We start from the raw sequence: 22,258 nt of genomic DNA, 5'->3' as shown, positions 1-22,258 counted from the left end.
GGTGTAATCATGAAAAAAAATATACTGAATGTATTGTTGATATTTATCCTGTCGGTAGTTTCATCGGTCTCGAATGCAGAACGTGTTAAGGACTTAACCCGCATTGCAGGTCTGCGTAGTAATCAGTTGATTGGTTATGGTCTTGTTGTGGGCTTGAATGGTACCGGTGATCAAACCACTCAGACACCTTTTACCATTCAGAGTATGAGAAATATGTTATCCCAGTTTGGAATAACGATGCCACCGGATGAAGTTCCACAGGTAAAGAATATTGCGGCTGTAGCCGTGCATGCAGACCTGCCGGCATTTGCCAAGATCGGACAAACTATTGATGTCACAGTATCCTCAATGGGTAATGCCAAGAGTTTGCGTGGTGGGACTTTGTTAATGACACCGTTGAAGGCTATTGATGGCAAGGTCTACGCCATCTCCCAGGGTAACCTGGTGGTGGGTGGCCTGAGTGCTTCGGGTGGTGATGGATCCAAGATTACGGTGAATGTGCCCAGTGTGGGTCGCATCCCTAATGGTGCATCGATAGAACGCATGGTACCGAATGCCTTTGCCTTGGGCGACTCTCTGGTTCTGAATCTGAACAGGCCTGACTTTACCACGGCAACGCGATTGGCGGTGAGTATTAATGCTGCCCTTGGTGAGGGTACGGCAAAATCGATTGATGCGGCGTCTGTACGCTTGAATCTGCCTCGGGATATTGGCCAACGGGTTGCATTTACATCCTTTGTTGAAAATATTACGTTGACACCGGGTGATTCAGCGGCGCGTGTAATTGTTAATTCCAGAACGGGAACGGTAGTGATTAGTAGTTATGTGCGTGTATCACCCGTTGCTATTGCGCATGGCAGTATGACGGTTACAGTGAGTGAAAACCCAACAGTGAGTCAGCCGGGTGCATTTTCTTCTGGTACAACAGAACTGGTTCCGGATAGCGAGTTGACGGTTGCTGAAGGAGGGAGCCGGATGTTCTTGTTTGATCCAGGTGTCAGTTTAAATGATATTGTACAGGCAGTTAATCAAGTAGGTGCTGCACCAAGTGATTTGGTGGCAATTCTTGAGGCGCTGAAACAAGCGGGTGCCTTGCATGCCGAATTGATCATATTATAGGTTTAAGGAATTATTGACTATGTCATCACCCATTAATACATCACCAGCGGTTTATACAGACTTTAATAGTTTGACGGAACTGCGTGGTAGGGTGCGTGATAATGATCCAGAGGCTGTGCGTGAGGTTGCCGATCAGTTTGAGGCAATGTTTGTGCAGATGATGTTAAAGAGTATGCGTGATGCCACTGAAAAGGGTGGGCTGTTCGATAATGATCAAAGTAAACTTTATCAAGGGATGTTTGATAAACAGATCTCGATGGAGTTTACCAGTGGTAAGGGTATTGGTATTTCAGATATGCTGGTCAACCAATTGAGTGGTCGTTTTTCCGGTATTACTAATCAGGGACGTACCGATGCTGTGACGGCCTATCAAACTGTTGCTAAAGATACTCCACCAGCTACTGAGTTTTTACTTAATACAGATAAATCGGGTGTTGGGCAATGAGTGATTTACTGGGTACAGGTTTAACGGGGCTTAAGGCATTCCAGTCGGCATTGTCCACCACGGGTAATAACATCAGTAACGTTAATACTGAGGGTTATAGTCGACAGCAGGTCAGGTTAACGACCTTGCCTTCGCAGTACACTGGTGCCGGTTATGTTGGCAGAGGTGTGGGTGTTGATTCGATTGAGCGGGTATACGATGATTACCTGGTTAAGGAAGTGCGTGTTAACATCTCTTCGAGTGCAGAATATAGTGCCTATAATGCCTTTGCATCCAGGGTGAGTGATTCACTATCCGATGCCAGTATTGGTATGAACGGGGCATTGAATTCTTTTTTTAATTCAGTACAGGCGGTCTCTAATAATCCATCGACCTTATCCGAACGTTATGTGATGATGTCGGATGCAGAAGGTCTAGTGAACCGCTTTAATAGTCTTGATTCCTATATGCAGGGCTTGAAGGAAGATGTTAAGTTAGCGATAAGCAGTGCGGTTAATGATATTAATATCTATGCTGAATCGGTTGCGCAATTAAACAAACAAATATCCTCTTCATTCGGGCTTGCCAGTGATAATTTACCTAATGATCTGATTGATCAGCGGGATTTATTGATTGAACGAATATCGGAAAGTGTATCGGTTCGTATTCTGGAACAGGCGGATGGTTCGGTTAATGTGTTTGTTGGTAGTGGTCAGGGACTGGTGGTGGGTGACCGCTCCAATCTCCTCGGTGTGAGTGATGATGCCTTTGATACCTCGGGTGTCGATATTGTTTTTGATAATGGTGTCAGCACATCCTCAATCACTAGTCAGATTAGCGGTGGTAGCATGGCAGGTCTGTTGCGGTTTAAAAATGAGGTGCTGGATCCCTCCTATAATGCCCTGGGGCGGATGGCAACGGTGCTGGGAGCTGCCTTTAATGCACAACATGCCGATGGTATGTCGCTGGATGGGGTTATTGGTAGTAATTTTTTCTCGGGGGTTGATGCCGGAGTTGCGATATCCAATATCAATAATAAAGGCAGTTATGATCTGGGGATAAGTATTACCGATACTGATATGTTGACGGTGAGCGATTATCGTCTGGATTATAACGGTAGTCTGTATACACTGACGCGTTTATCCGATAGTTCAGTGGTAACAAGCTCTGCTGGTTTGCCTATTGATGTGACGACGACGGATGGTTTTTCCATATCGCTGGCGGGTGGTACTGATATTCGTGCCGGAGATAGTTTCCTGATTCGTCCAACACGTAATGCCGCAACGAATATCTCGGTTGCACTGCGTGATGTCAGAGAGATTGCGGCCGCTGTCCCGATACGAACATCTTCTGCTAGTGCTAATACCAGCAATGCCGGTATCTCTTCGGGTGCGATTACTGATATTGCAAACGCTAATGTATTAACAACTGCGAATATACTTTTTTCCAATGCCACGACCTATACCATTAATGGGGGGGCTAATCAGGCCCTTCCTGCCTCGGGTGTGATTAGCCAGAATGGTTGGCAGGTGACTATTAGTGGAGTCCCGGCAGCGGGTGATACCTTTACCGTGCAGAACAATACCGGCGGTACCGGCGATAATCGGAATATGTTATCGCTAGCTGCATTGCAAAATACACGTATGCTGGATAATGGTCTTAACAGTATTGGTGGTGCCTATTCATCCATGTTGGCTGATATTGGTTCAAAGACACGTTTGTCACAGTTGGCTAAAGAGGCACAAACGGCTATGCTGGATCGAGCTCAGGAGGCGCGTAGTGCGGTATCCGGTGTTAACCTGGATGAAGAAGCAGCTGATCTGGTGCGTTTTCAACAGGCGTATCAAGCGGCGGCACAGGTGGTATCCATATCCGATACATTGTTCCAGACGATTCTGAGTATGGCACGGAGGTAGACTATGAGAATCTCGACAGCCGCATTGAATAACCAAGGTGTCTCAGCGATTCAAAAGAATCAGGTGGAGTTATCGAGGATTCAGCAACAATTATCCTCGGGGCAACGTATCCTGAATCCCTCGGAAGACCCTTTGTCCAGTGCCAGAGTTTTACAGTTTGAAGAAAGGATACAGTCGACCGAACAATTTCAGCGTAATATTGGTTACGTTAATTCGCGTCTATCTTATGAAGAGACCATACTGGAAGGCATGGGTAATAACCTGCAACGAGTACGCGAACTGGCTCTGAGCGCTAATAACGCAACCCTCTCATCCTCTGACCGGGCAACCATTGCCCAGGAACTGCGCTCATTACGCGAGGATCTGGTCTCACTGGCAAATAGTAAAGATAGTGATGGTAATTACCTCTTTTCCGGTTATAGCTCACAAACGCAGCCTTTCTCGGTCGGTAGCAATGCGCTGGTGAGTTATAACGGCGATCAAGGACAGCGTTTCTTGCAGGTTTCAGAAGAGCGGCAGATTGTTGCGGGTGATTCCGGTGATGCGGTGTTGATGAATATTCGTAATGGTAATGGTCAATTTGTAACCAAAGCAAATACCGCGAACACAGGTACCGGGGTTATTGGTATCGGTAGTGTGATCGATTATGGTACCTATACACCTGATGATATTACTATTACTATGGTGACCAATAGTAGCGGAGCATTGGCGTATCGTGTTGATGGTGCCAGCTCCGGGCAGTTGATTCCAGCATTACCAAATGACCCTGTTGATGATGCGCCGGATTTTGTCGCGGGGCAGAGCATACAATTTAATGGGGTTGATCTGAGTATCACCGGAACACCGGTAGACGGTGATACCTTTACTGTTGCGACAAGTACCAATCAAAGTGTATTTGCCACGGTGCAAAACCTGATTACTGCGCTTGAGAGTAACCCAGTGACTCCGACTAATTTTTCACAGATGTATGGCCAGGTCAGCAATAGTATTGAGGATCTTGATCAGGCGATGGATAATCTGCTGGAATTTCGCGGTCAGGTGGGTTCACGCATGGGTGCGGTTGATATGCAGGAGAACATTAATGAGGATGCCTTGCTTAATTATAGAGAGGTGATGTCCTCATTGCAAGACGTTGATTTTGCTAAGGTTGTCAGTGAGATGAACCAACGAATGATATCCTTGCAGGCGGCTCAACAGTCTTATATCCGTATTCAAGGTCTATCTTTATTTAATTATTTACGTTAATTAATAAAAATTAATCCTATATTTATCATGTAGATAAGTTTTTTATGATAAATAAGTCACATTTTTATAAAAAAAACAGTAAAGAATTATTAAGTCGTGCCGTTACGCACGTCGGGAGCGGTGAATGCTAGGAGTTTTCCCAAGCATATCCGCTGAATATTAACCTGATTCTTTATGTATCTTATTGATATATAAAGATAAGGAGATTTAAAATGGCTCAATTTGTAAACACGAATATATCTTCGCTCAATGCGCAGCGTAATTTAAGTAAATCACAAACCTCTCTTGCAACCTCCCTCGAACGTTTATCCTCTGGTCTTCGAATCAACTCCGCTAAGGATGATGCTGCGGGTCTGGCAATTTCCGAACGAATGACATCGCAGATTCGTGGTTTTAATCAGGCAACTCGAAATGCCAACGATGGTATCTCGCTGGCACAGACGGCTGAGGGCGCACTCGCTGAGGTAACCAATAACCTGCAACGTATCCGTGAGTTGGCGTTACAATCCGCTAATGCTACCAATAGTGGTAGTGATCGTGCGGCACTGGATCTTGAGGTACAGGCACTGATCTCCGAGATCGAGCGTGTGTCTTCAACCACCTCATTCAATAATGTTAAGTTGCTGGATGGTAGTTTCACATCACAGGCCTTCCAGGTGGGCGCTGATGCCAATCAGACGATTGGTGTGACTATCTCGGGCGCACGGACTACTCAATTAGGTGCGATTGCGACTGAGACCGGTACGGTTGATACCAATGCCAGTAATGGTAGCAATGCTCAGATTAATTCAACCTATATTACTACATCGGTTGCGGGTTCTGCTAATGGACAGACGGCGAGTAGTGCTTATTCCAAGGCGATTGCAATCAATGGCTCGGGCTTGGGTGATGTGATCGCCTCGGCAGGGGCTGCAACAGTTGCCGCAACTGCACTGACGGGTGGTAATGCCGTCGATAATGGCGGTACGTCTACCTATACCTACGATCTGACGATTAACTCGGTTGCTATTTATGCAACGGAGTCTCTGACAGCAGGTAATGGTCTTACATCAACTGAGATGGTTGATCAGATTAATCTGAATAGTGGTGCTAGTGGTGTGACTGCTGCGGTGGTTTCTGGTTTTGTGTCTTTAAGTTCAGTAGATGGTCGTGATATTACTATTGCACAAGGAGCCAGTAATGCTGCAGTATTAACTGGTGTTTTGACGGCGGGTGGTGCTGCGACTGCGGCAACCCTTGCTTCTGCTGACTTTACTAACAAGGGTACCATTACGTTGACATCCAGTAGTGCGATTGCGATTAATTCGGGTAATGCAATTATTGGTATGGCGGGTACAGCGATTGCATTGGATAATGGTAGTTTGACCAATACAGATGTAACCTCGGCTGCAAATGCAAATACGGCTGTGAGTCGTATTGATGCGGCACTGGCTACCGTCAGTACCACGCGTGCGGGTCTGGGTGCTATTCAGAATCGTCTGAGTTCTACCGTTGCCTCGGTGCAGACTATTGCAGAGAATCTGTCCGCTGCTCGTAGTCGAATCCAGGATGCTGACTTTGCAGCTGAGACCGCTGCATTGACTCGTGCCCAGATTTTGCAACAGGCAGGTACGGCCATGTTGGCTCAGGCTAACTCCACACCGCAGAACGCACTGTCGTTATTGCAGTAATAAGCAGTCTATCTATTCGGGGGGTGATCCCCCCGGATATTATTAATCTGCTTTTATATGGAGTATCCCATGAGCATAGAGCAAACAACATACGTGATGAGTCAGCAACAACTGACTTCGCCATCTCGTAAGACGGTTGCTCCCTCTGAAGGTAAGGGAGTAGTTGATACGGCGCGGCAATCCGGAGCCGTGAATAACGGCAATGCCATGCCAGTCGCTAAGTCTGTTGATGAAGAAGTGAGTGCTGAAAGTCAGAAAAAACAGTTAAGTCAGGCAGTTTCTGATCTTAATGATTTTGTTCAGAACATCCAGCGTAATGTCTATTTTAGTGTGGATGATGATACGGGGAGGACGATAGTGCGAGTTGTTGATCGGGAGACCGATGAGTTAATTCGGCAAATCCCTTCAGAAGAGGTTTTGAATATTGCGCGTTCATTGGAAGAACAGATCGCATCGAACAAGAATGATGGTTTAATACTGCAAGTACAGGCGTGATTGGCATACACCTTGCATAAGTTAGACTATTATTAAGTAAAGTCAATGTTGATCCTGACATTGACAGGTGAAGTATCGAGTAAATAAATGTCGAACATATCTTCAGCGGGTTTGGGTTCAGGACTAGATATCAATGGTCTGGTCTCACAGCTGATTGCGGCTGAACGTCAACCCACGGATATTCGTCTGGATGTGCGTGAAACCGAATATCAAGCAAAACTCTCCTCCTTTGGCATATTGAAAAGCAGCCTATCTGATTTTCAGGGGGCGTTAAAGACCCTTTCCCAGAGTTCATCCTTCCAGGCTCGTACAACAACATCCAGTGATACTACCGTATTAGACGTGACCAGTAGTGTGGTGGCAACACCAGGTAATTACAATGTTACGGTCAATAATCTTGCGCTAACCCATAAGCTCGCCTCAGGTGCCTTTACCGCGACCACCGATACCGTGGGTACCGGTACGCTGACGGTTCGTTTTGGTTCCTATAATGCGGCTGAGACTAGTTTTACCGTTAATCCTGATGCCGCTGCGGTTAGTTTTACCATTGATAATAATAACTCCAGCCTGCAGGGGATTAGAGATAGCATTAATGCCGCTAACCAAGGGGTGACGGCTAATATTATTAATGATGATCAGGGCTATAAGCTGGTGCTGTCCTCACAGGATGGTGTGAAGTATGGTATGGAGGTAACGGTTGATGAAGGTACGGGAACGCCTGCGGACAACACTGATAATACCGGTCTCTCTCAATTAGTCTTTAGCGCAGCAACCAAGAATAATATCAGCTCAACCGTCAAGGCAGTCGATGCCAGTGTGACTATCGATGGTTTGACCTTGAGTCGTGCCAGTAATGTCATTACAGATGCTGTTAATGGTCTGACACTGAATCTGAAGACAACAGGGTCATCTAATGTATCAGTTAGTCTGGATAAGGCGGCTGTCAAGACCAATGTAGAGTCCTATGTGGCATCTTTTAATAGCCTGATGGGCGCTGTTAATGCATTAACCGAGTTTGATGTCGATAAGGGTGAAGGTTCGATTTTGATGGGTGATGCAATGGTACGGGGTATCAGCTCGCAGATCAGGAATATCACCTCGAATCTGATTGAGGGTGTTAGCGGTACCTTGACCACCTTGTCCGATATTGGTATCACTCTAAACAGTACCAATGGTCTATTAAATTACGATGGTGCCAAGTTGCAGACGGCACTGGATAATAATTTTAGTGAGGTTGCCCCTCTGTTTGCTGCTATGGGTCAGTCAACCGATGCGCTGGTACAGTATATTAGTTCTAATGATAAGACCGAGGTTGGTCTTTATGATATTAATGTCAGTGTGATGGCAAGTAAGGGTTATTATAATGGGGCAGGGGTGTTAGCCGCTGACCTTGCGACAAGCCCGTTAACTATTGATGCTAATAATGATACCTTTACGGTCAAGATTGATGGGGTTGTTTCTGATGCAATTAAGCTGACGAATGCCGCCTATAGCAGTGGTGCTAATCTGGCAGCCGAGGTGCAGTCACAAATTAATGCGGATAGTAAATTGCTGGCACAGAGTGTGGCAGTAAGTGTTGATTACGACAATGCCAATAATCGTCTGGTGATTACCTCAAATCGTTATGGTGCCGCCTCCTTGATTGATTTTCAGTCAGTGGATACCAATATGGCCGCTGATCTTGGTTTCTCTATTGGTTCCACTGTGGGTGGTGATGGTAAGGATGTGGTGGGCACCATTAATGGGGTGACGGCAGCTGGTGCCGGGCAGTTCCTGACCGGCGCAGTGGGTTCGGCATCAGAAGGTCTAAAGTTGTTGATTAATGGGGGCACTACAGGTGCCAGGGGTTCGACTAATTTTACCCGCGGTTATGCTGATCAGCTCAACACCTTGATGGATTCCTTGTTGAAGACCAATGGAATTCTGGATCTGAAGATGGAAGGCTTGCAAGGTCGAATTGATGGCGTAACGGTGCAACGAACCGAGCTGGATAGCAGGATTACGGCTCTTGAGGCAAGATATATGGCTAAATTCAGTGCAATGGATGCATTATTGAGTCAATTGCAGGGGACAAGTTCACTGCTTAGCCAACAGTTGGTGAGTCTTGAGAGTTTTATTGGTAGAAAATAAATAAATTTTGATAAAGAGGAATGAAAAATGAGTTATTCCAATCTAAGTGGCGCAGCAAAGATGTATCAGCAGGTAGGTGCGCAGAGTGGTGTTGCCCAAGCAGATGCGCATCGTTTGATTCAGATGCTACTCGATGGTGCGTTGGATAAGATATCGGTGGCAAAGGGTTATATGGAACGTTCGGATATTGCCAACAAGGGTGCCAATATTAGTTGGGCAATATCGATTATTGATGGTCTGCGTCTGAGTCTAGATCAGGAGCAGGGCGGTGAGATTGCCAATAATCTGAATGATCTTTATGACTATATGGGTCGAAGATTGGTTGAGGCAAATGTCGAGAATAACCCCCTTATCCTGGATGAGGTCTCATCCCTGCTTAACGAGGTTAAAGGTGCCTGGGAGGCAATACCTGAGGATGTGAAGCTGAGACATAATGCGCTTCAGGTTGAAGAACAGAATAGATAATGATGTCTTCTGATAATGCATCTTTACTGGTTTCTGCCTTGCAATTAAGTGAGGAGATGTTGCGGGCGGCGGAGAATGATCAGTGGGATGATGTTATTAGCAAGGAGCAGGAGAGAAGAGCCTTGATTGAACAGGCCTTTAATCAGAAAAATAATAACAGCGTGGCATTACCCGATATGATCGATTGTATAAAAAAGATATTGCAACTTGATCGTGGTTTGATTGATAGGGGTAGTGTTGTAAAAAAAGAGGCCTCAGATAATATTATCGCTCTGCAAAAAAATGTTCAGGTAAGTAATGCCTATCGATCAAATGCTTATTAAATCGTCATCCTCACGTATGCGGGGATCAATGGTTTTTTGATTTGGCAGGAATGATTAGTTAACGGGGCAATCAAGTATAAAATGCTTAAAAAAAATAATAAAAAAGGTAATTCCTACAAATTAGATCAATCCCTGCAAAAGGCGGAGGCCATGATTAATCAGGGTGATCTGTTGGGTGCAGAAAAAAAAATAACCAAGATACTTTCCAGGCATTCCAATTCTGATTTGGCTATGGTGTTGTTGGGTTTTATTTATCATCAAAGAAAACAGGACAAGGCTGCGATTAAAGTAGTCGAGAAGGCCGTTGTCATCAATCCACACGATGCCAAATATTATAAGTTGCTTGCGGATTGTTATCGAGATATAGATGCTTATATTGATGCTGAGTCAAACTACAAGTGTTTGCTTGAATTGACCCCGGATAATGCCGATGCCTACAACGATCTAGCTGCTCTTTATAAAAAAACAGGGCGATATGCTGAGGCCGTACAAGGCTTTCAACGGGCAATAGAATTGAAGCCGGATCATGTGGTTGCACATACTAATCTGGGTTTTATGTATACGATTAGTTGTCAAAATGAATTGGCAATGGCCTCTCTTCTAACCGCGTTAAAGATAGAGCCTTTATTTCCTGCAGCTCTGATGGGGTTAGGTGATATCTTGTCTATACAGGGTAAGCAACAATTGGCACTGGATTGTTATCAAAAGGCAATAAAGATTGAACCTGAGTTAGTTACAGCACGTAAGAACTGGATGGGGTTGGTAGAAAATTTACAAGTTGATGAATATACCGATGCTTTAGAGGAAGATTTTTTACTTTGCATGAGGCTTGATGGGGTGGAATATCAGAGTCTTGCCAGACCCATTAGTTCATTAATGTCCTTAAAGTATGGATACAGAGATTATTTAAAAATGGATCGATGTAACATGGACGTAGAGGTCTTGTCTCAGGATGAGTTGCTGCTGGAATTCCTGATTAAGGTGATTAATACCGATAAGGCTACTGAGGTGTTTCTTACCCTGGTTCGTAAACACTTGTTACTTGATACCGAGCGGGTTGCGTTAAATCAGAGCTTGCCATTAATGGCTGCGATCTCACAACAGTGTATCAACAATGAATATGTATTGGATGTGAGTGTTGAAGAGGCAGAGCGACTAAAAGTTTTGCGTCATACCATTGAGTCTCTGGGTTGTTCAGTAAAGGTAACTCCGGATCTAGAGATAAGCACCTTATTGTTTTCTATGTATGAATCCCTATGGACGTTAAATAATCGAGAAGCATTATTATTGATCTCCCGTGATGTATGGTCAGGTGTTTTACACGGTGTCTTACAATGTAATTTATATGATGCCGATGAAGAGAATAAGTTGCGAGATGGAATCAGAACCTTGATCCCAATCAAGGATAAGGTTTCCTCCGAGGTTCAGGCGCAGTATGAAGAAAACCCTTATCCTCGCTGGATGTATCTTGAAGAAAAAAATGAAATGAATCTTTCCATGGTTTTAAGGAATCAACTTTCACAGTTTTCCCCTCCTGATTTTATTGACCAGCCTAAAAATATCCTGGTTGCAGGCTGTGGTACCGGTAAACATCCTATCATGGTTTCAAAGCTGGCATATTCCAATTCCAGGATTGTTGCGGTTGACCTGAGCAAGAGTAGTCTGGCCTATGCGAAGCGTATGGCAAATAAGTTAAGTGTTTCGAATATTGAATTTATGCAAAGTGATATTCTTGATCTCGGGCAGCTTGAAGAGCGATTTCATGTGATTGAGAGTATTGGTGTGTTACATCATATGAAGAATCCCATGGCTGGATTCAGGATATTGGTGGGATTGTTGGAAGACCAGGGTTTGATGCGTATTGGTCTGTATAGTGAGTTAGCCCGACAGGATATTGTTGCAGGACGTGCAATTATTAGTGAATATGAGATTGGTTCTGAAGCGGATGATATTCGATCTATGCGGCAGGAAATCTTCTCAAGTGAGAATGCGATTGTCGCATTTTTGACAAATAGAAAGGATTTTTATAGTCTGAGTGATTGCAGAGATCTGTTGTTTCATGTTCAGGAACATCGTTATACTATCCCGGAAATCAAATCAACGTTGGAAGAACTGGGTCTCCGTTTTCTTGGTTTTACCTTCCATGAGAATTTGCATAAAAGAAGATTCGTTGAACATTTCCCGGATGAGGTCTCTTTGCTTGATCTGGATTGCTGGCATACCTATGAACAGCATTATCCAGAGACCTTTGTTAGCATGTATAACTTCTGGTGTCAGAAAGTTTGATTGCTATTATCTTCGCGCAGACGGGGATACTTAATGAACTATGGTATTCAATATGAAGCATTCCACATCTGGAGTTACAAAACAACAGATCATGGGGCTGATCCAGAGTCAGCAATTTCCTCAAGCGCAAAAAGAATGTAGTGCCTTTTGTGAAGCTAACCCATCAGATGATGAAGCTTGGGTAATGCTGGGAGGCATTTATTGTCAAATGGGTGATTTTGTTCATTCCGAGAGATATTTTTTTAAGGCGATTGAGTTACAAGGTAATAACCCTATAGCGTGGTACAACCTGGGTCTTGCTCAACTCAACCAGAAGAAATATCAAGAGGCGATACAAAGCTACCAGAAGACCCTGCAACTCCATCCCCAAATTGCTATGGCATACCATGATATGGGTAGTGCCTTGCATCAACTTGGACGATATGAAGAGGCAATTGATAATCTTGCAACCGCTGTACACCTCAATCCCGGGTTTGACAGTGGGCATTTTAACCTTGCCATTGCCCTCGCTGATGCGGGACGTACGAGGGATGCTGAACAGAGTTACAAAAACACCCTGAAATTTAATCCGCAACATGCTATGGCTGCGAATAACCTAGGCAATCTGTGCATGACACAGGGTCGCCTGAAAGAATCTGAGGACTACTATCAACAGGCACTCAATATGCAGCCTGGTTATCATGTTATTCATAGTAATCGATTGTTTTGTCTTAATTACCATGCTGATTACGATGCTCAAGCAAGCTTGGCGGCCCATCAGCAATGGGATCAAAAATACTGTGCGGGGATAACCGCGATTGAACATGACAGACAACATGCCGATTCCGACAAGGTGCTACGAATTGCTTATATCTCTCCAGACCTATGCGCACACTCTGTAGCCTTCTTCCTCGAACCTCTGTTACAACATCATAACCGAAATCATGTAGAGAGTTTTTGTTATGCCAATGTGAAATGTGAGGACAAGGTTAGTGCCAAATTACGCGGCTATGCCAATCACTGGCGTAATATTTATGGGCAGGATGATGTCTCGATTGCTCGACTGATCCAACAGGATAAGATTGATATCCTGGTTGATCTCGCCGGTCATACGGCAGGCAATAATCTGTTGACCTTCGCTTATCAACCAGCACCCGTACAGGTTACCTGGCTTGGTTACCCTAATACTACCGGTATGCAACGTATGGATTATCGTATCACCGATGCCTATGTCGATCCCGAGGATGATAATAACCCTCATAGTGAACAACTCGTGCGTCTGCCTACTGCCTTTTCATGTTATCAACCGCATCCCGATTACCCGAATGTTGGTGAGCTACCTAACATCAAAAATCAATGCATCACCTTTGGTTCCTTTAATAATCTTGCCAAGGTGACCGATGAAGTTATCGCTGCCTGGTCGGCCTTGTTACAAGCTGTACCTGATAGTCGTCTAATCCTGAAAAATAAGGCTCTGCGTGATGACCGGGTACACGCTACCTTTACCCAAGGCTTTGCCCAACATGGGATTAGTAATGATCGCATTGAGTTGATTGCCTGGACAGCATCTATGATTGACCATATGGAACTATATAACCGCATTGATATTGCGCTTGATACCTTTCCTTATAATGGAGCTACGACTACCTGTGAAAGCCTGTATATGGGCGTTCCTGTAATCTGTCAATATGGTCAACAGCATGCTAGTCGTGTCAGTGCTGACTTTATGCAACAGGTGGGGCTTGCAACATGGATAGCAAAAGACAATGAAGACTATATCACCAAGGCTGTTATGCTGGCACAGGATATCGATACACTCGCTACAATTCGTCAAAAACTCCGTCAGAATATGCTGCAATCCTCACTTTGTGACGGCGAACGCTTTGCTCACGATATAGAACAAGCCTTCAGAGAGATGTGGCAACGCTGGTGTCAGAAGGTTTGAAATGAGTGTTTGTTATTTGCGCGAGGATGACGGCGCGGTAGGGTGCGTATTACGCACCAACTAGATCTATTTACATCTGCTCAATACGTTCCCTCTGCTCCTGCAATTTTCCCAGAGCCAGTCCTTGCTCGTCCAGTTTGCCCTTTTCCTTGTCGATAATCGCAGCAGGTGCCTTGTCAATGAAATTCGGGTTGGCGAGTTTCTGAGCACTGCGTTGCATGATCTTTTGTAGCTTATTGATCTCGCGATCAAGACGTTTTAATTCATCTTCCTTGTTGATCAGGCCAGACATGGGGATCAGGATCTTCATGCCATTGACCAGTGCTGTTGCCGATTCCGGTGCGCCTTGTTCATCCTCAAGCAGGGTGATAGATGCCAGTCTTGCCAGTGCGCTTAATTGTGAGCGATAGCTATCTACTCGTTGCTGATCCTGTTTGGAGGCGTTGGCTAATAACACGGGCAGGGGTTTTCCGGGGGCAATATCCATGCTGCTACGAATCTTGCGGATACCGACAACAAAGCTCATTATCCATTCAATGGTATTGATGGCATCGGAGTTGATCAGGTTTTGATTAGCCAATGGGTAAGATTGCTGCATAATACTATCGGCCTTGATACCGGCCAGTGGTGCGATGCGTTGCCAGATTTCCTCGGTAATGAAGGGCATGATCGGATGTGCCAGGCGCAGCAGGGTCTCTAGTACTCGAACCAGTGTCTGGCGGGTGCCACGCTTCTCTTCATCACTGCTTGCGCTATCGCCCAGTGTGGTTTTAGCCAGTTCCAGGTACCAGTCACAGTATTCATTCCAGGTGAACTCGTAGATGGCATTGGCAACACGGTCAAAGCGATATTCGTTAATGGATTTTTCAACCTGGCTAATGCAGGTCTGTAGCCGGGAGATAATCCACTGATCCGCTTGATTGAGTTTGATGCTATCGCCGCCATTAATACCGCAATCCTCACCCTCGGTATTCATCAATACGAAGCGGGCAGCATTCCATAGTTTATTACAGAAATTTCGATAGCCCTCAATACGTCCCAGGTCAAAATTGATGTCGCGTCCGGTTGATGCCTGGGCGGCAAAGGTGAAGCGCAGGGCATCGGTACCAAAGGCGGCGATGCCATCAGGGAAATCCTTTTTTGTGGACTTCTCAATGTTCTTTGCCATCTTGGGTTGCATCAGACCCTGGGTTCTTTTTTCAATCAGCGTGTCCAGTTCAATGCCGTCAATGAGGTCGATGGGGTCGAGCACGTTGCCCTTGGACTTGGACATCTTCTGACCCTGGGAATCACGTACCAGACCATGAATATAGACCTCCTTGAAGGGCACCTCACCCATGAACTTGATGCCCATCATTATCATGCGAGCAACCCAGAAGAAGATAATGTCAAAGCCGGTGACTAACACACTGTTGGGGTAGTATTGATCCAGTTCCGGGGTCTTTTCCGGCCAACCCAGGGTGGAGAAGGGCCATAGTGCAGATGAGAACCAGGTATCGAGCACATCATCATCCTGCCTCAGTTCGATATCACCGAGATTGTTTTCCTCCCGCACCTCTGCCTCAGAGCGACCCACATAGATATTGCCCTCATTGTCGTACCAGGCGGGTATGCGATGTCCCCACCAGATTTGACGTGAGATACACCAGTCCTGGATGTTGTTCATCCATTCAAAATAGGTGTTCTTCCAGTTGTCCGGCACAAAGCGAATACTGCCATCCTCAACCGCCTTGATGGCGGGTTCAGCCAACGGTGCAACCTTTACATACCACTGGTCAGTCAGGTAGGGTTCGATCACAACACCGGAACGATCACCACGAGGCACCATGAGTTTGTGGTCGTCGATCTTTTCCAGTAACTCAATCTCATCCAGATCATGCACGATCATATCGCGTGCCTCGTAGCGATCCAGACCGCGATATTTCTTTGGTGCCTCATCGTTGATACAGGCATCAATCGTGAGGATGTTATACATCGGCAGGTCGTGACGTTTACCCATCTCATAATCATTAAAATCATGCGCCGGGGTGATCTTAACGCAGCCGGTGCCAAAGTCCATTTCAACATAATCATCAGCGATAATCGGGATCTCGCGTCCAACCAGGGGTAGCGTGATGGTCTTGCCGATCAGGTGTTGATAGCGTTCATCATCCGGGTGAACGGCTACCGCTGAATCACCCAGCATGGTCTCGGGGCGGGTGGTGGCAACCACCAGATGTCCACTGCCATCGGTGAGTGGATAACGCATGTGCCACAGGTGTCCGGTCTCTTCCTGTGAAACCACCTCCAGGTCAGAGACCGCAGTGTGTAGTACCGGATCCCAGTTAACCAGACGCTTGCCACGATAGATCAGACCTTCCTTGTGCAGTTGCACAAAGACCTCACGCACCGAGGTGGAGAGACCTTCATCCATAGTGAAGCGTTCACGCGACCAGTCCAGTGATGAACCCATACGGCGTAGTTGTTGGGTGATGGTACCGCCGGATTCTTCTTTCCAGGCCCAGATCTTTTTGATGAATGCCTCACGTCCAAGGTCATGGCGGGTCTTACCATCGGCATTGAGCTGTCGTTCGACTACCATCTGGGTAGCGATACCAGCATGATCAGAGCCAGCCTGCCACAAGGTGTCATCACCACGCATACGGTGATAACGGGTGAGTGCATCCATCAGGGTATCCTGGAAGGCATGTCCCATGTGCAGGCTACCGGTGACATTCGGTGGTGGGATCATAATGCAATAGGGTGCGCCATCACCGCCGGCCTTAAAATAACCCGCATCCTCCCAGGTCTTGTACCAGTTTTGTTCGATGTTTTGCGGGTTGTAGGTTTTTTCCATGCGATGTATTTAATCTCTGTAATGGGGGTAATGGTGTATTAGAGATTATTATAACGTAGGGTGTGGGTGCTTCGTAGTGGTTTTTGAACAAGGGTCTCTGGATAAATGGTAGGGTGCGTATCACGCACCATTAATTTTGGTGCGCAGTGCGCACCCTACCGGGTAGTTTGACGGTGGTAAGTTGTATATTTAGGTGTTATTTGATGGTGTGTGATTCCAGTTCATAGCCGCGTTCCTTGTAGAAACGATAGCGTTCTCGACCATCCTCCTTGGTGCTTTCGTCTTGATTGATAACCTCCATCACGCGCTCAAAGCGGCTAAAAAACAAGGGTACCTGTGGGCTGAGGTTGATGAGAATATCATGGCTTGATTCAGGTGCCTGTTGATGACCGAGCAACACACTCTCGCCATGTTGTTCTTCATCTTGATCGGTACGCGCATGAGGGATAAAGGACACTCGATTAAAGGTCCATAGCAGGGTATCAAGATCACTGGACTGTTCGGCTGAAGCGGTATGGATATAAATATTAGCACCACTACGGTAGGCCTTTTGTGCCAGACGGCAGATAAAGAGTGAACGACTCCGGTTGGAGTCGTCATTCAGGATGTAGAAACTGACACGGGTCATTCGATTATTGAGCCTTGTGTCCAGCCTTGTTCATTAGATACTGAACCAGCAGGGAGACCGGACGACCTGTTGCGCCTTTTTCTTTGCCGCCTTTCCATGCGGTACCGGCAATATCAAGATGTGCCCAGTGCATTTTTTTGGTGAAACGGGAGAGGAAACAAGCCGCTGTAATAGTGCCTGCCTCGCGGCCACCAATGTTCGCCATGTCGGCAAAATTGCTATCCAGTTGTGGTTGGTAATCTTCCCACAATGGCATCTGCCAGGCACGATCTCCGGTGCTTGTGCCGGCCTTTAATAGATCATCAGCGAGGTGTTGATTATTACTCAGCAGGCCTGTTGCATGGCTGCCTAACGCAATGACACAGGCACCAGTCAGGGTGGCGATATCAATGACGGTCTTGGGATTAAATCGTTCGCTATAGGTCAAGGCATCACACAAGATCAGGCGACCTTCGGCATCGGTATTGAGAATCTCGATGGTCTGCCCCGACATGCTAGTGACAATGTCACCTGGGCGAGTAGCACTGCTACCCGGCATGTTTTCTACGCTGGGTATGATACCGATAAGATTAATAGGTAAGTGCAGTTCCAGGCAGGTCTGCATGGTGCCTAATACACTGGCGGCACCACACATATCATATTTCATCTCATCCATAGCAGCGGATGGTTTGATTGATACACCGCCAGAGTCAAAGGTCACACCCTTGCCAACTAGAACGATCGGTCGATCTTTTTTATTGCCACCCTGATAATTCATGACAATCAGTCTGCCCGGTTGTTTGCTGCCCTGGGAGACGGATAGTAGGGAGTTCATGCCCAGCTTTTTCATTGCTGCTTCATCCAGGATGTCCAACTTGAGTTTCTTGTGACTCTTTTGCAGTTTTTGTGCCTGGCTTGCCAGATAACGTGGCGTACAGATATTGCCTGGAAGATCGCCCAGAATCCTTGCCTGTTCGATGCCATTGGCAATGGCGATCCCATCCTGGATGGCGCGTTCACCTGTTTTGAGTTCACGTCGTCCGGGGACATTGATGTTCAGACGTGTTAATGGACGTTTTGCCGGGGCCTTCTCGCTTTTTAGTGCATCAGGGCGGTACAAGGTCGCTTGCGTCGACGTGACACATTCCCGGATCTTCCAGTAGTGTGAACAGTCCTTGATATTCATGTTAGCTAGATAACTCATCGCATCATTAGTGCCGGATTCATCTAATGCCTTGGCAGTGTTGGCGAGGATCATCTTGTATCGTGTCGAGTCAAGGTCTCTTTCTTTGCCGCAACCTACTAGTAGAATGCGATCAAAAGGACTATTTGCCGGGGCGGGTATCAGCATGGTTTTTCCTGCTGTCCCCTCCATGTCGCCACGTCGTAGAATGCCGCTTAACAGACCATTGCATAAGTGGTCGATGGTTTTGGCATCATCGCTCAGTTTACGGGGTTCACATACGCCGATAACCACACATCCAGTACGTTGTTTTTCCGGGTTGCCACTCTTGACACTAAATTGCATAAAATACTCCTGATTCGATGGATAAGGTAGTTTACTTGATTAATGAGCTGTTTTCATATCCAAAAACGGATAAAATTCACAAATGAATCGTATTATTAATCGTTATCTACTGAAAGAAGTATTGCAAAGCTGGTTTATGGTAACCCTTGTGCTTTGGCTGATTGTGGTCAGTAATCGTCTAGCGGGTTATTTTGCCGAGGCGGCTGCGGGTCAAATCCCGATAGATGCGGTGTTTTTGTTGATTGCGTTAAAGTCAGTTACCTACCTTTCCGCATTGCTACCGCTGTCTCTTTTTTTAGGGATATTGCTGGCGCTGGGTCGTTTGTATAAAGATAGTGAAATAATCGCACTATCGGCTTGTGGGGTCGGTATGCGTGAAATCTATCGTCCTATCTTATATATGAGCCTGTTAGCAGCATTATTAGTTGCCTGGATGACGCTGTATCTCGCCCCAAAAACAGCCATTATTGAGAAAGGTCAGCGTATTCAGGCAGAAAAATCCATGAATATAAAGGGGATTACTGCCGGACGTTTTCATGAGTTAAATGGTGGCCGTATGGTTTTCTTTGTTGGCGCCATGTCTGCTGATGGTCAGCATATGAAAAATCTTTTTGTTGAGAACAGCAGCCAGGGAAGAATTGAGTTGATTACAGCGGATCAGGCACGTATGTGGCATGAGGAAGGTAATGATGCCGATTATTTATTGATGGAACAAGGTTATCGTTTTCAGGGAGATTTAGGTCAGGATGGTTATCGGGTGATGTCTTTTTCCAGCTATGCCATCAAGATTGAGTTGCCCGGTGGAGCCAGGGGAACAAAAAATAAAACCGATACGATTGCCTCAATGGATCTTTGGCACTCAGATCGTCTGGCTGACGGGGCTGAGTTGCAGTGGCGTTTATCCATGCCGGTTGCCATTATTGTGCTGGCATTTTTAGCGGTACCGTTGGCACGTGTGCGACCAAGAGATGGACGCTATGGACGTTTGTTTGTTGCGATAATGGTGTTTATTGTGTACTACAATTTATTAGGATCGGCGCGTATCTGGTTAGAGAAGGGCATGGTTTCAAGTTGGTTGGGATTGTGGTGGGTGCATCTTTTTCCATTGTTACTGGGTTATGGGCTGTGGAAGGAGTTTAATGCCTATGGTCTGTTCAGAAAGCTGTACAGGAGGGGGCAAAGATGATGATCTTTGATCGCTATATTGGTCTGCGTATCCTGATTAATACCTTATTAGTCTTGTTGGTGTTACTGGCGATTGATGTCTTTTTTGCGCTGGTTAAGGAGTTCAGGGATATTGGGCAAGGTTTGTATTCGGGCTGGTATGCTGTGCAATATGTGTTGTTGACAATACCCCGCAGGGCGATTGATCTATTTTCGATGTCAGCTTTGTTGGGTAGTCTGCTCGCTTTAGGTTCAATGGTCAGTAGTAATGAATTGGTTGTCTTGCGTGCATCCGGTGTATCAATAGCAAGGATTGTGCGTTCGGTGTTACAGGCCGGGTTATTGATGTTTATCCTGGTTGCGGTTGTCGGTGAGTGGTTGGCACCCTTCTCGGAACAGTTGGCGCGTGAGAATAAGGCGCAGGCACAGTCACAGCAGATTGCCTATCAAAGTGATCATGGTATCTGGGTGAAGGATGATAAACGTTTTGTGAATATAAGGAATCTGGGTTTAGACGGGCACCTGGAAGATGTCTATGTTTATGAGTTTGATGATCAACATAAGTTGACGATGGTCACTCAGGCAGCGCATGTTTCCTATGACGAAGGGCAGTGGATACTGGAGGACGTTAAGTTTAGTGCCTTGTCTGATTCGGGTATTCACATTAGTAAACAGGACAAGGTGTTATGGGATAGTTTGTTGAATCCCGTGTTACTCAATATGCTGGCACGGGATCCGGACTACCTTTCTGCGCGAGATTTATGGGCCTATATTATCTATATGGATAAGAATAACCTGGATTCAAAAAGCTATCAGCTGGCATTCTGGAACCGTATGGTAATGCCTTTTTCCGGCATGGTGATGTTGTTTTTGGCCGTTCCCTTCGTGTTTGGGCCGTTGCGTAGTGTCGGGGTTGGGCAGAGAATTCTGGTCGGTGTGTTGGTCGGGGTCTTCTTTTATGTCTTTAGCCAGATGATTAGTCATATCAGTCAGGTCTCAGGTGTGAACCCGATAGTGAGTGCCTTTTTCCCTTCGCTTGTCTTTATGCTGATTGGTATCTGGATGCTTAGACGTGCGGCATAGCTCTATTATTAAGCACTAAAGTGGTGCTTATTTACCGCAGTATGATCCTCTTTCCCTGGTTTATAAATTAGATGTAATACATCATCGAATTGTTCATCCACCTGTTGCAGTGTTTCCTGTAATACCGGGATGGATAGCCCGATTCTTTTCCATAAAGGGGCACTGGGAGGCAGCAGCAGGGTAATGTCTTGGTTGGATTCCTCAAGCTCAATGATGCGATTGGCAATCTGGATAATTACTGTCTGTAAGGGATATTGTTGTGCCGCTTCGGGGTTATGATGATAACGTGTGGTTTCCTGCAGGATCTCCGGCAGGTTCCATAACTTCATTAACTCAGCTCCGACCATAGCATGATCGCAGCCAATAATATTGCGCTCAGCCTGATCCAGTGGACTATTCTGGAATGCAGCCTGTGACAAGGCCTCGCGTGCGAGTTCTGGCAGGCGGTTATATAAGATCAGGCTACCAATGTTGTGCAATAGACCCGCGCTGAACATAGACTCGCTTAGATCCTTATGCGTTTGGTTAGCCAATATTCGGGCGATAAGGGCGCAACGGACGCTCTGTCGCCAAAAGGTATTCATGCTCATGAGTTCGTTAGGTAAGCCCGAGAAGGCCTCAACAGCACAGGTGGCAAGAATGAGTTCTCTGAGTTCTCGTGTGCCAACCAGGCTAATCGCGCGTGGGATGGTGTCGATCTTGGCAGCAAAACCATAAAAAGAACTGTTGACCAACTTTAACAGACGCGTGGTTAATGAGGGGTCAGTTGCGACAACCTCACCAATATCATTCGCATTACTACGGGGATTATCCAGTAATTCGGATGATTTGATAAAAACTTCCGGCAGGGAAGGCAGGTCAATATCTCCGTACAATAATTCACGCGGTGTTATAAGCATGTGTTGAGTATAATGTAATTTTTCTTTTATGTCGCTTAGGGTTGCGTGACCCCATGTTGCCTTGTATATTAAAAAACATATAAATCCTCTTTCTTTGAAAAGATAGAAGGGGATGCATGAATTTGTCAAATTAAGGAAAATAAC

The 22,258-nt window shown here is 45.9% G+C and carries 17 protein-coding genes; 13 read left to right on the top strand and 4 right to left on the bottom strand.

Features of this window, described 5'->3' with window-relative positions; all coding sequences use genetic code 11:
- Nucleotides 1–9: 9 nt before the first annotated feature.
- The 11 genes from GXP22_03480 to GXP22_03430 all read left to right on the top strand — a co-directional run bounded on the left by GXP22_03480 (nt 10) and on the right by GXP22_03430 (nt 13,997).
- Entirely contained in the window at nt 10–1,119 is a 1,110-nt protein-coding gene (locus GXP22_03480) for a flagellar basal body P-ring protein FlgI (protein NOX08542.1), read from the top strand.
- A gap of 19 nt (nt 1,120–1,138) precedes the next feature.
- Entirely contained in the window at nt 1,139–1,564 is a 426-nt protein-coding gene (locus GXP22_03475) for a hypothetical protein (GenBank protein NOX08541.1), read from the top strand.
- Nucleotides 1,561–3,459, top strand: coding sequence for a flagellar hook-associated protein FlgK (flgK, locus tag GXP22_03470; protein ID NOX08540.1), 1,899 nt, complete (start codon nt 1,561–1,563; stop codon nt 3,457–3,459). Before GXP22_03475 ends, flgK begins: the two co-directional genes overlap by 4 nt.
- A gap of 3 nt (nt 3,460–3,462) precedes the next feature.
- Nucleotides 3,463–4,704, top strand: a complete 1,242-nt coding sequence (gene flgL / locus GXP22_03465; GenBank protein ID NOX08539.1) for a flagellar hook-associated protein 3 — start codon at nt 3,463–3,465, stop codon at nt 4,702–4,704.
- Between the two features lie 212 nt (nt 4,705–4,916).
- Nucleotides 4,917–6,374: a flagellin gene (locus GXP22_03460; GenBank protein NOX08538.1), complete on the top strand. Its 1,458-nt coding sequence runs from the start codon at nt 4,917–4,919 to the stop codon at nt 6,372–6,374.
- A gap of 69 nt (nt 6,375–6,443) precedes the next feature.
- Nucleotides 6,444–6,869: a flagellar protein FlaG gene (locus GXP22_03455; protein ID NOX08537.1), complete on the top strand. Its 426-nt coding sequence runs from the start codon at nt 6,444–6,446 to the stop codon at nt 6,867–6,869.
- An 87-nt stretch (nt 6,870–6,956) separates the two neighbouring features.
- The gene (gene fliD, locus GXP22_03450; protein ID NOX08536.1) at nt 6,957–8,999 is read left to right on the top strand and encodes a flagellar filament capping protein FliD; all 2,043 of its coding nucleotides are present in this window, start codon (nt 6,957–6,959) and stop codon (nt 8,997–8,999) included.
- Between the two features lie 27 nt (nt 9,000–9,026).
- Nucleotides 9,027–9,464 carry a flagellar export chaperone FliS gene (gene fliS, locus GXP22_03445; protein ID NOX08535.1) on the top strand — a complete coding sequence of 146 codons (438 nt, stop codon included), beginning with the start codon at nt 9,027–9,029 and terminating at the stop codon, nt 9,462–9,464.
- The gene (locus tag GXP22_03440) at nt 9,464–9,787 is read left to right on the top strand and encodes a flagellar protein FliT (GenBank protein ID NOX08534.1); all 324 of its coding nucleotides are present in this window, start codon (nt 9,464–9,466) and stop codon (nt 9,785–9,787) included. Before fliS ends, GXP22_03440 begins: the two co-directional genes overlap by 1 nt.
- Nucleotides 9,788–9,868: 81 nt before the next feature.
- Nucleotides 9,869–12,073: a tetratricopeptide repeat protein gene (locus GXP22_03435; protein NOX08533.1), complete on the top strand. Its 2,205-nt coding sequence runs from the start codon at nt 9,869–9,871 to the stop codon at nt 12,071–12,073.
- A gap of 52 nt (nt 12,074–12,125) precedes the next feature.
- Entirely contained in the window at nt 12,126–13,997 is a 1,872-nt protein-coding gene (locus GXP22_03430) for a tetratricopeptide repeat protein (protein NOX08532.1), read from the top strand.
- Between the two features lie 70 nt (nt 13,998–14,067).
- On the opposite strand, the gene GXP22_03425 is transcribed toward GXP22_03430, so the two are convergent.
- From GXP22_03425 to GXP22_03415, 3 genes are all read right to left on the bottom strand, one after another.
- Nucleotides 14,068–16,833 carry a valine--tRNA ligase gene (locus GXP22_03425; GenBank protein NOX08531.1) on the bottom strand — a complete coding sequence of 922 codons (2,766 nt, stop codon included), beginning with the start codon at nt 16,831–16,833 and terminating at the stop codon, nt 14,068–14,070.
- A 196-nt stretch (nt 16,834–17,029) separates the two neighbouring features.
- Nucleotides 17,030–17,461 carry a DNA polymerase III subunit chi gene (locus GXP22_03420; protein NOX08530.1) on the bottom strand — a complete coding sequence of 144 codons (432 nt, stop codon included), beginning with the start codon at nt 17,459–17,461 and terminating at the stop codon, nt 17,030–17,032.
- A 4-nt stretch (nt 17,462–17,465) separates the two neighbouring features.
- Nucleotides 17,466–18,968 carry a leucyl aminopeptidase gene (locus GXP22_03415; GenBank protein ID NOX08529.1) on the bottom strand — a complete coding sequence of 501 codons (1,503 nt, stop codon included), beginning with the start codon at nt 18,966–18,968 and terminating at the stop codon, nt 17,466–17,468.
- 82 nt (nt 18,969–19,050) lie between these two features.
- Between GXP22_03415 and lptF the strand changes: the two genes are divergently transcribed.
- Entirely contained in the window at nt 19,051–20,154 is a 1,104-nt protein-coding gene (gene lptF / locus GXP22_03410) for an LPS export ABC transporter permease LptF (protein ID NOX08528.1), read from the top strand.
- A complete protein-coding gene (lptG, locus tag GXP22_03405) occupies nt 20,151–21,215 on the top strand; it encodes an LPS export ABC transporter permease LptG (protein ID NOX08527.1) in 1,065 nt (354 codons plus the stop codon). Before lptF ends, lptG begins: the two co-directional genes overlap by 4 nt.
- Nucleotides 21,216–21,223: 8 nt before the next feature.
- Here the strand turns inward: lptG and GXP22_03400 are convergent, their stop codons facing one another.
- Nucleotides 21,224–22,114, bottom strand: a complete 891-nt coding sequence (locus tag GXP22_03400) for an HDOD domain-containing protein (GenBank protein ID NOX08526.1) — start codon at nt 22,112–22,114, stop codon at nt 21,224–21,226.
- Between the last annotated feature and the right edge of the window lie 144 nt (nt 22,115–22,258).

It is taken from the genome of Gammaproteobacteria bacterium (assembly GCA_013151035.1).
Taxonomy (GTDB): domain Bacteria; phylum Pseudomonadota; class Gammaproteobacteria; order JAADJB01; family JAADJB01; genus JAADJB01.
Note: the sequence above shows the minus strand (reverse complement) of the source record. Positions and strands in the feature narration are given on the sequence as shown.